This is a genomic window from Aliifodinibius sp. S!AR15-10 (assembly GCF_031569985.1).
Lineage (GTDB): Bacteria > Bacteroidota > Rhodothermia > Balneolales > Balneolaceae > JAMQKA01.
Genome location: NZ_JAMQKA010000035.1, coordinates 51846 through 62471, shown reverse-complemented (window position 1 = coordinate 62471; position 10626 = coordinate 51846). Strand labels below are relative to the sequence as shown.

Genomic DNA, 10626 nt, shown 5'->3' with positions numbered 1-10626 from the left:
TGGGAAGATTGATGATTATGAGCCCAATCGCTATAGCGATAGAACAACAAGAGCCGTATGACGGGAGACTGTCACGTACGGTTCTGTGAGGGCCTTGGGGTGAAATTCCCCTTGGCTACTCGACTAAATTGGAGTTTTGAAATTGGGTTTGAGCAGCTGGTAGGCTTTCATTTAAATTTGACAATGATTTTAGGGAACATGATTGATCGGAAGTTCAAAGGTTAAACACGGAGATACACCGGGAAGACACAGAGAACCACAAAAGTGTTTTCTTAGTGTTGCTTTTTGTGTTCTTTTGTACCACTTTGTGCAACAGCTCTCCTCAACGACAGTTTCCTAGCCTGTAATTGACTACATTTGCTCCACACTCAAATCCTCCACATGTACATTTAGGCGGTGGTTGATACGTAGGCCTACTGCGCCGTCAATATTGAGTTTAGTAGCAGGGACCGTGGCCACTTCTTTATCATTCACAAAAAAAGTGACCTGGTCGCCGCTCACATCTACAGCCAAATGGTTTCGTACGGAGGATTCCGAGGATTCTGTATACCGGTTCATCATCGGGGCGGGAGACCAGTTTTTCACAAGTGATGTTTCGCTGCCCGAACGGTTCTTGATGAGAAACTCCCCGCTGTTGCGAAGCAGGAAATAGGAATAAGACTGATCTTCCCCATCAAGATTATTTCCACCAAAGAAGAGGCCGAACGCCTCATTGCGTCCCTGCGGATCAAAAAGGTGGATGAGTGTTTCTGCACGATAAGAACCGCTGGCCGTGCTGGCGGGGTGCCAGAAAATCGCCGCCGGTCCCGTAGTGATGTGCCAGCCAGGGACCATGTTTACAAAATAGATATCGGCATCTTCCTCATCAGCGCTGATGTTCACATCTTGGTCAGCGTGGTCGACCCGCACATTCCAGTTGACCGGTACTGCAAGGTTTTCATTCTCCGGGTTTTTGGGATCTGGTCGATCCTGCGCAGAAATAATGGAAATTCTAATGAAAAGCGTGAACAGAAATAGGAAAACAGGGAGTCGTTTCATTATCTATGCCTCCTTGACAATTCGATTTGTTAAATATGAAGCAGTGTTGGTTATAACATTATGCATTTAACCCGATTTAATGGTTCTTCAATATCCAAAATTTATAGTAATTACACGATTCTCTTGTAAAAAAGATGATAAAGTAGACCTGAACATTGACAGTTATTCGGTATCCTTCTAATTTCAGACAAAAGAATCTTAAATTATGTTTGCTTTATGCTACTATCAAAATCATGTGTGTATGGACTAAGAGCCGCGCTCTACCTGGCTGCCGGCAATAATGGGGAGTATGTGTCGATCGGAAAGATGAGTGAACGGCTGGATATATCCTTCCACTTTTTGACGAAGATACTGCAACAACTAACGGCAGCAGATTTAATGGAGTCGCATAAAGGACCGAACGGCGGCGTGAAGCTGGCCAAACCAGGTTCTGAAATATCGCTTATCGAAGTTGTAATTGCGATTGACGGCGCAGAGCTGTTTACAGAATGTGCCCTCGGTTTGCCGGGGTGTGGGGTGGAGAAGCCCTGCCCATTGCATGACACCTGGGCTGAAACCCGTGATTCCATCAGGGAGATGCTGGAGAATACCACGCTAACACATCTCGCAGAAAAAGGGAAGAACATGAATTTGCGCCTGACAGCCGACGGAGGATTCGTCTGGGATGGTTAAGGATAGTAGAGTATTGCAACGTTACAAGGTCATGAGAGATTAAGTATTGCATTTCTGCAATGGCACACTAGCAGCATTTCTTGAAACTCCGAGAAAGGAGATCGTTGTGCTGCCTGCTCGTCTCAATTAGTGTGTTTCTCAATATATTTGAGGAGTACGTAATATATGGCACGCTGTTTGTTCTATTTGTTATAAATAAGACAAAATACTCTTAAATATTAATAACGTATAAGCAAACAGTTGAGGTCAACATGAGACAACAAATCGCAACGCTAATTGTAAGCCTGGCCCTGCTGGTCGGTTGTGGTGGACAGGGTTCTGGGAACCAACAGCAGGCTGGTAATCAGGACGCCAAAGACGAAAGCGGGCTTACACAGTTTGAGATCACTAATGGTATCGGTCCGATAACCGAGGCCATAGAAATTGGAGAGATTGATTCAGCCAAGGTAGAACAGGGAGCACAGATTTTTGAAACCAAGTGTTCCGCCTGCCACAAGATGAATGAGCGGTATGTGGGCCCGGCTTTGGGTGATATTCTCGAGACACGGACTCCTGCCTATGTCATGAACATGGTGCTCAATCCTGCTGAGATGGTGAAGAAGCACCCGGAAGCGAAAAAGATGCTGCAAGAATATATGACCCCCATGCCCAACCAAAATCTGCAGCAGGATGAAGCCCGGGCTATCGTAGAGTATCTGGCTTCCGTGGAGAATGAAGAGGTGAGTGCAACACAATAGGACTGCAGGCAAAAAGAATTCTTAACCAAACAACCCAAAATAACAGGTAGAGATTATGAGAACACTAAAATCAATAACAAGTATTTGGGTGCTGCCGGTAGTTGCGGCCCTCAGCTTTTCTATGGTTGGCTGCCAAAGTCAACAGCAGCTGGGCTCCAATGCCGATGCGGCATCAAAAGTATATGTAGCACCCGGCGAATACGATGAATTCTACGGATTTATGTCCGGCGGATACAGTGGACAGCTAAGCATATACGGAATTCCCTCCGGCCGGCATATTTTTACTATACCAGTTTTTTCGCAGGCGCCTACCAACGGCTACGGATATAGCGAAGAAACCAAGGCGATGCTTGAGACCTCCCACGGGTTTATTCCATGGGGCGATGCACACCACCCTGAGCTTTCTCAGACCGACGGCGTACCCGATGGACGATACATCTTCATCAACGAAAATAATACGCCCCGTGTCGCAAAAATTGATCTCAAGAGTTTCCAAACCACCGAGATCATCGAAATCCCCAACTCGGCCGGTAACCACGCCTCCCCGTTTGTAACGCAGAATACGGAGTATATCTCTGCTGGAACGCGCTTTAGCGTGCCCGTGGATGGTGAAGGGGATGTAGCCATTAATAGTTATGCCGAAAATTTTGATGGCACTCTTTCATTTATAAAAATGCAGGAAGATGGCTCCATGAAGCTCGATTTCCAGATCCTGGTACCCGGCTTTGACTACGACCTGTCGCATTCCGGTAAAGGCCCCTCTCACGGGTGGGCGTTTTTCACCAGCTACAACAGTGAAGAGGCCCACACGCTGCTGGAGATCAACGCCTCTAAAAATGACAAGGACTTTATTGCCGCTGTCAACTGGCAAAAAGCAGCCGAATATGCTGCACAGGGCGAAGGTGAGCTTGTCGATGCTGAGTATTACAGAAACTACGTGGACAAGAATGATCACATTGCCAAGTCCGAGAGAAATTCGCAAGTGCGCATCCTGAATCCCGCCGAGCTGGAAGGCATGATCTATTACCTGCCTACGCCCAAATCTCCGCATGGTGTTGATGTTTCTCCCGATGGCAAGCTGATTGCAGCAGGTGGTAAACTCTCAACGGTAATCCCGGTCCACTCCTTCGACAAGATGCTGCAGGCTATTGAAAACGAGGATTTTGAAGGTGAAATCGACGGAATCCCAGTACTGAACTACGATTCCATTATCGCCGGTGAGGTTGAAAATCCTGGTCTCGGCCCGCTGCATACCGAGTTTGACGGTAACGGCTATGCCTATACCACCGCATTTATCTCCTCAGAAATTGTTAAGTGGAGCCTCGAAACGTTCGAGGTTGTTGACCGCATTGAAACCTACTACTCCCCCGGTCACCTGATGATCCCCGGTGGCGACAGCCGCAAGCCGTGGGGTAAGTACCTGGTATCACTCAACAAGATTACCAAGGACCGTTACCTGCCTACCGGACCCGAGCTGTTCCACTCAGCCCAGCTAATCGATATTTCGGGCGACAAGATGCAGCTGCTGCTCGATTTCCCCACCGAGGGTGAGCCGCACTACGCTCAAGCTATGCCTTCGGATATTGTAATGAAGGACCAGGTCAAGTTTTACAGACTTGAGGAGAACAACAATCCCTACGCTGCAAAGAGTGAAAAAGCGGCCAAGGTTGAGCGCGATGGCAACGAGGTACATGTATATATGACCTCCATCCGCAGCCACTTTACCCCGGATAACATTGAAGGCATCAAGGTGGGTGACAAGGTCTATTTCCACGTGACCAACCTCGAGCAGGACTGGGATGTGCCGCACGGCTTTACCATCCTGGGCGGGAATACCGCTGAGATCTTGGTCATGCCCGGCGAAACCCGAACGTATGTCTGGGAGCCCAAAAAAGCTGGAATGTTCCCCTTCTACTGCACCGATTTCTGCTCGGCTCTCCACCAGGAGATGCAGGGCTATGTACGAGTTTCCCCTGAAGGTTCCGATGTTGAAATCGCTTACGGAACTGGTCAATAAAACGACCTCAATCATGCTGGAGGGGAGGGTGAAAGCTCCCTTCCTCTTCTTAGAGTCAGTTATTGGTTATTTGTTGAATAGTTATTTGTAACTCATTCATCCAAACGACCAATAGCAAGTAACTAATAACAAATAACGAAACGATGACCAGGCAAAACAAAATACTCATGGCGATTGCAGCACTAATGCTGGTCGGCGTGTACCTGTTCCCCATATGGAGTATCTCGCTGGAAGCTCCACAATACCCCGAAGGCATCGGCCTGAACATCTGGGTGGATACTATTGAAGGAAAGCAACCCCAGGATCTTCAGAACATCAACGGGTTGAACCATTATATAGGGATGAAGCCGATTACGCCGGAATCGATCCCCGAACTGCAAATTATGCCCCCGCTTTTCCTCCTTCTCATTCTGGGCGGTCTTGCCGTTGCAGGCTGGGGAAGCCGAAAATGGATTATGGTATGGCTGATCCTGTTTGTAGCACTGGCCATTGTGGGGCTGGCCGATTTTTGGCTGTGGGAATATGACTACGGCCACAACCTGGATCCCAACGCCCCTATTAAGATACCTGGTATGAGTTACCAGCCCCCACTGATTGGCACCAAGCAGCTGCTGAACATGCGCACCACCTCCATGCCCCACATCGGGTTTATCTTCGCCCTCATCTCGATGGGCCTCGCAGGATTAACCTGGTGGCGAGCAGGTAAGGCGAATATTTCAAAGAGTACTGAGGAAAAGACTGCCACTTCTGAGAAGAAGGGTCAAGTTAATCCAAATACGTTGGCCGGTGCGTAACAAAAGAGTTTGTGTAGGGGCATGGTGTACCGTGCCCCTACAAGAGAAGGTTAAATAATATGATTGAGGAATCCAGATAAGGGTTATTATCCTTATCCCAAAAAAGAAACAGAAAAATGAAAACCACAGGCAAGATTAAGAAAATAACGATTGGAGCACTTCTGCTGCTCTTTGCAGCCTGCAGCCAGCAACCGGCTGAAATTCATTACCAAAGCGATGAATGTGCCCACTGTAAGATGATGATCATGGATCCCCGGTTTGCATCGCAGATGGTGACCGAAACAGGAAAGGCCTATAAATTTGATGCCATTGAATGTATGGAGGCCTACCTTGAGGAAGGAAATGTTGAATCAGCATCTGCAAAACTTTGGGTAAATGACTTCAACAACCCGGGCAACTGGCTGGATGCCAGCGAAGCGATTTTTATTAAAAGCGAGGTGATCCAGAGCCCGATGGGAAGCTCACTGCTGGCGCTGGAATCTCAGCAGGCTGCAGCAGCTCATCTGGAAGAGTATCCTGGTGAAACTTTAAGCTGGGATGAGTTATGACGAGGACAGAAATTGGATATCAAGGTGGTAAGCAGGTGAACACACCCCGCCTCGCTCCACCCGGCATCCCTGGACTTTACTGTGGCTTATTCAAGATCTATGGGTTGATGTAAAGAAACGAGCAAGACCAAAAATTAAGTACTAAATGATTGAGGCGATGAAGAAAACAAGAAATTTACTACTGAACCTGCTTTTCCTGCTGGTCCTCGGTGCAGGCTTGTCTGAAGCACGCCAGATAGAAGTATCTCCCAACGGCGAAATCCAAGCATTGACCGAGGCGATTGCAAGAGCCGATTCCGGCGATACCATTATCCTGCAAGAGGGGCGCTACCTGGAGGCCAACGTTAAGATCGACAAGCCCCTTACTATTGAAGGTCGTGGAACAGCTGTTATTGACGGCGAGGGTAAGGGTTTTGTATTGATTGTACATGCAAGTAATGTGACACTACGGAATATCGAAGTACATCACGCGGGAACAAGCTTCATTGAGGACTATGCCGGTATCTTGGTGGAAGATGTTAGCAATTGTCTGATTGAAAATGTGAAGCTGGTGGACAATTTTTTTGGCATCTACCTTTCCAAGACGTCTGATTCCATTATCCGAAACAACACGCTCATCGCTTCCGGGGAAAGAGAGACACAGTCCGGAAACGGCATTCACCTCTGGTATAGCAAGAATGTGAAGATCGAAGGCAACCGGGTGACGGGACATCGTGATGGCATCTATTTCGAGTTTGTCGAAGATATCTCAATTTCCGGAAATACCAGTGAAAACAACCTGCGGTACGGCCTCCACTTTATGTTTTCTGACCGGTGTGTTTACAAAGAAAATGTATTCCGGGACAACGGTGCCGGCGTGGCGGTCATGTATACCGATGAAGTCGAAATTGTGGATAACCTGTTCCAGCGAAACTGGGGTTCTGCGGCCTATGGTTTGCTGCTCAAAGAGATCAGTGAAAGTAGGGTTGAGGGCAACAGGTTTGAAGAGAATTCGATAGGAATTTACATGGAGTCCTCAGGCCGCAATACCGTCAGGAATAATGATTTTCAACAAAACGGGTGGGCGATCAAGCTGATGGCCAATTCCATGGATAATGTCTTCGAGAAAAACAACTTCATCGAAAACACTTTTGATGTGGCCACCAACAGTCGACAAAATTTCAACGAATTTAACAACAACTACTGGAGTCACTATGAAGGATACGACCTGGATCGCGACGGAATAGGCGATGTTCCGTACCGGCCGGTAAGACTCTTCTCTATCCTGGTTGAGAAACAACCCACGGCACTGCTGCTGATGCGAAGCATGCTCATTAAAGTGCTGGATGCGGCTGAGCGATTCATGCCGGTTCTCACCCCGGAGACACTGGTAGATTCCAGCCCAAAAATGAGACAGATACGATGATTACAATTAAAGGTTTGAGGAAAGCATTTGGAGATCAGATTGTGCTCGACAACCTGGAGCTGGAGATTCCGGCGGGCCAGGCCACGGGCATCGTAGGTCCCAACGGTTCGGGAAAAACAACGATGATCAAGCATGTGCTGGGACTGGTTAAGGCGGATGAAGGCACGATAACCGTTAACGGCACGAAATTGAATGGACACAGTGACTACCGCTCCCAGATCGGCTACATGCCACAGATGGCACGCTACCCGGAGAATATGCGCGTAAGCGAGCTGCTGGATTTCATCAAGGAGATCCGCGGTGTGGAGGAGACCTCAGAGGACGAGCTGATCGAGCTCTTTGAGCTGGAAAATGAGCTTCACAAACCACTTCGTACGCTGTCCGGCGGCAATCGGCAGAAAGTGGGAGCCACGCTGGCGTTTATGTTTAATCCCAAAATTATCATCCTCGATGAACCCACGGCGGGGCTGGATCCCAAATCAAGCGTACGGTTTAAAAAGTTGATCCGGGAGGAAAAAGCAAATGGCAAAACCATCCTGCTCACCACGCATATCATGAGCGAGATCGAGGAGCTGGCCGACCACCTGATCTTCCTGGTTGAAGGTAAGGTGCGATACGATGGTCCTATGAGTGAATTGATGAACTTGAAGCAGGAAGATCGCCTGGAAAGCGCGGTCGCCAAAATGATGGAGGAAGCAGCATGAAGACGATGACCATTCTAAAATATCAATGGAAAGATTTGATTCGCGGAAAGTGGATTATCGGGTACGCTTTAATTTACCTGCTCCTGACTGATGCCCTGATCCGTTTTGGTGGAACAGGGCCCAAAGCGATGCTCAGCATATCGAATATCATGCTGTTGTTTATCCCCCTGGTAAGCATGATTTACGGAGTGCTCTTCCTGTACCAGTCGCGCGAATTTATTGAGCTCCTTCTGGCGCAGCCCTTGGACAGGAAGTCACTTTTTAAAGGACTGTACGGCGGGCTGGCAATTCCGTTAACAGCCGCATTCCTGGTGGGTGTGGGCGTGCCACTGATCTACTCCGGCGTGCTGGTAAGTACAGATGCCGTGAGTGTGGCAATCGTACTTGGACTCGGTGCGCTGCTTACGTTGATTTTTACAGGCATCGGCTTTGTCTTTGGGCTCCGCTATTTCGATGACAAAGTGAAAGGACTCGGATTTTCGCTCGTAAGCTGGCTGCTGTTGGCGGTGCTCTACGACGGCCTGATTTTGCTCCTGGTGTTTACACTGGGCGATTACCCGCTGGAAAAACCGGTACTCGCAATTTCGCTTTTAAACCCTATCGACTTAGCGCGCATCCTGGTGCTGCTAAAGTTCGATATTTCTGCGCTGATGGGATATACCGGTGCGGTGTTCAGCCGGTTCTTTGGCAGTGGACTCGGAATGAGCGTGGCCGCGGGATGCTTGTTCCTGTGGTTGGGACTTCCGCTCTGGAGGGGGAATCGCCTATTCCTGAGAAAGGATTTCTAGCTGCATTAATAGAACGCAGATAACACTGATTTAGCAGATAGTCACTGATGTGGCAATTGGTTTTATACTTACGATACCATTTTTGGCACTGGTTTTGCATTTGGTTTTATGTCAACTGGCAAGCAGAAGTTGCGAGCCAACAAAAAATTAGTAATTAAATATCTAGAAACATGAAAAAAGGGATCCAACTCGTAACTGATATCATGGGTACAAGAATAAAGACTCCGAACGCAGAAGATGTAGGCGTAATCCAAAACATGATGATAAATCAACAAGATGGGACTATTGTCTATATCGTACTGTGTTTTGCAAACTTTTTTGGAAAGACCAATCGTCACTTCGCTATACCACGTAAATGCCTCGAAATCAGGGGGGCAGGGAATTCACTTTATTTCGAGATCGATGAGAAGGAGCTGTTGATTGCAGCTGAATATTCTACTCCCAAATTCAGTTATCATAACCAGGAATCGGTTTGTGAGCTCTTCGAGGGCACCACGGAATTCATGCCCAAACACCTAAACTGAGTTTGGAATTATGGATGCATCGGGCCTGAATCTCGATCTTATCAAAAAATACAACGTGCAGGGGCCGCGGTATACTTCATATCCTACAGCCCCGCAGTTCAAGGAGGTCGGTGAGGAGGCGGTCCTGGACTTGAAAAAGTGTATTTTTAAGCGGAACCAGGAGGCACATCAAATTTCGCTCTATTTTCATATTCCGTTCTGTTTCTCACTGTGTTGGTATTGCGGCTGTACCAAGGTAATTACCAAGGACCAGGATCGCGGGGATATCTACCTGGACTACCTGGAGAACGAGATGGACCAGGTAAAAGAGCTGCTTCATCCCGATTCGAAAGTAGTCCAGATTCATTTTGGGGGTGGGACCCCCACTTTTTTGGCGCCGGACCAGCTAACCCGCCTGGGTTCTGCCATTCACCAGCGGTTCAACACCAACTCGAAAACGGAATTTAGTATAGAGATCGATCCCTGGCGCTGTACCCGTGAACATATCCGGGTGCTAAAGTCTATCGGATGCAACAGGGCGTCATTGGGCGTTCAGGACACCAATCCCAACGTACAGAAGGCAATCCACCGCATACAGCCGTATGAGCAAACAAAACTGGTGACGGATTGGTTGCGGGAAGAGGAGATAAGATCTATCAACTTTGATCTTATTTATGGGCTGCCACGTCAAACGCTGGCAACATTTCAGCAGACCATGAACGATGTGCTGCAGCTGAAGCCCGACCGGCTCGCCGTCTACAGTTATGCACATATACCACAAATAATGCCGGCTCAAAGATTGCTGAACGTAAATGAGATGCCGACTACGGATGAGAAGCTGTCCATGCTCCTGGAGGCCATTGCCCATTTTACAGGGAACGGCTTCCGTTTTATTGGAATGGATCATTTCTCGCGCAGGGATGAAGAGCTGTCGCAGGCAATAGATAATGACAGCCTACAGCGTAATTTTCAAGGCTACAGCACGCTGGCCGGTGCCGATCTTTACGGATTTGGAATGTCGGCGATTTCAAATGTGGGGAATCGCTATTGGCAGAATAGTAAGGAAATGAATGAGTATTATAGATTGTTGGGAAAAAGTACCCTGCCCGTGAAAAGACTATTGCATCTGTGCAAGGACGATTTGGTCCGAAAGGATGCAATAATGCGAATCATGTGTAGGAAGAGCCTCAGCAAATCGGAGATGGAAGAAAAATGGGGCATAGATTTTGAAACATATTTTGGTGATGCATTACAGAACCTGGTCGAACTGGAACGGGACGGCTTGGTAAGCATCAACCGGAATGAAATTGTAATTACTGAAAAAGGCCGGCTTTTCCTGAGAAATATTGCGATCTGTTTTGATCGTTATCTAAATCGGGGAAAAACCGACCGTAACTTTTCAAAAACGGTATAAGGAGCT

At 47.9% G+C, this 10626-nt stretch carries 11 protein-coding genes; 10 read left to right on the top strand and 1 reads right to left on the bottom strand.

From position 1 onward, the window contains the following. Window positions 1-351: 351 nt before the first annotated feature. Window positions 352-1038 carry a hypothetical protein gene (locus NC796_RS18820; RefSeq protein ID WP_310686679.1) on the bottom strand — a complete coding sequence of 229 codons (687 nt, stop codon included), beginning with the start codon at window positions 1036-1038 and terminating at the stop codon, window positions 352-354. Window positions 1039-1254: 216 nt separating this feature from the next. Between NC796_RS18820 and NC796_RS18815 the strand changes: the two genes are divergently transcribed. The 10 genes from NC796_RS18815 (at window position 1255) to hemN (ending at window position 10620) form a co-directional block, all read left to right on the top strand. After that, the gene (locus NC796_RS18815; RefSeq protein ID WP_310686677.1) at window positions 1255-1710 is read left to right on the top strand and encodes an Rrf2 family transcriptional regulator; all 456 of its coding nucleotides are present in this window, start codon (window positions 1255-1257) and stop codon (window positions 1708-1710) included. Window positions 1711-1961: 251 nt separating this feature from the next. Then, window positions 1962-2447: a cytochrome c gene (locus NC796_RS18810; protein WP_310686674.1), complete on the top strand. Its 486-nt coding sequence runs from the start codon at window positions 1962-1964 to the stop codon at window positions 2445-2447. Window positions 2448-2502: 55 nt separating this feature from the next. Next, window positions 2503-4464: a Sec-dependent nitrous-oxide reductase gene (nosZ, locus tag NC796_RS18805; RefSeq protein ID WP_310686672.1), complete on the top strand. Its 1962-nt coding sequence runs from the start codon at window positions 2503-2505 to the stop codon at window positions 4462-4464. 143 nt (window positions 4465-4607) lie between these two features. Beyond that, window positions 4608-5258, top strand: coding sequence for a hypothetical protein (locus NC796_RS18800; protein WP_310686671.1), 651 nt, complete (start codon window positions 4608-4610; stop codon window positions 5256-5258). Between the two features lie 116 nt (window positions 5259-5374). Then, complete coding sequence (locus NC796_RS18795; RefSeq protein WP_310686669.1) at window positions 5375-5806, top strand: nitrous oxide reductase accessory protein NosL; 432 nt, start codon at window positions 5375-5377, stop codon at window positions 5804-5806. Window positions 5807-5963: 157 nt separating this feature from the next. Continuing rightward, a complete protein-coding gene (locus NC796_RS18790; RefSeq protein ID WP_310686667.1) occupies window positions 5964-7211 on the top strand; it encodes a nitrous oxide reductase family maturation protein NosD in 1248 nt (415 codons plus the stop codon). After that, window positions 7208-7915, top strand: a complete 708-nt coding sequence (locus NC796_RS18785; protein WP_310686666.1) for an ABC transporter ATP-binding protein — start codon at window positions 7208-7210, stop codon at window positions 7913-7915. Before NC796_RS18790 ends, NC796_RS18785 begins: the two co-directional genes overlap by 4 nt. Beyond that, a complete protein-coding gene (locus tag NC796_RS18780; protein WP_310686664.1) occupies window positions 7912-8703 on the top strand; it encodes a hypothetical protein in 792 nt (263 codons plus the stop codon). Before NC796_RS18785 ends, NC796_RS18780 begins: the two co-directional genes overlap by 4 nt. Before the next feature lie 203 nt (window positions 8704-8906). After that, complete coding sequence (locus NC796_RS18775) at window positions 8907-9227, top strand: PRC-barrel domain-containing protein (RefSeq protein WP_310686663.1); 321 nt, start codon at window positions 8907-8909, stop codon at window positions 9225-9227. A gap of 10 nt (window positions 9228-9237) precedes the next feature. Further along, window positions 9238-10620 carry an oxygen-independent coproporphyrinogen III oxidase gene (hemN, locus tag NC796_RS18770; protein ID WP_310686661.1) on the top strand — a complete coding sequence of 461 codons (1383 nt, stop codon included), beginning with the start codon at window positions 9238-9240 and terminating at the stop codon, window positions 10618-10620. The last annotated feature ends 6 nt before the right edge of the window (window positions 10621-10626 follow it).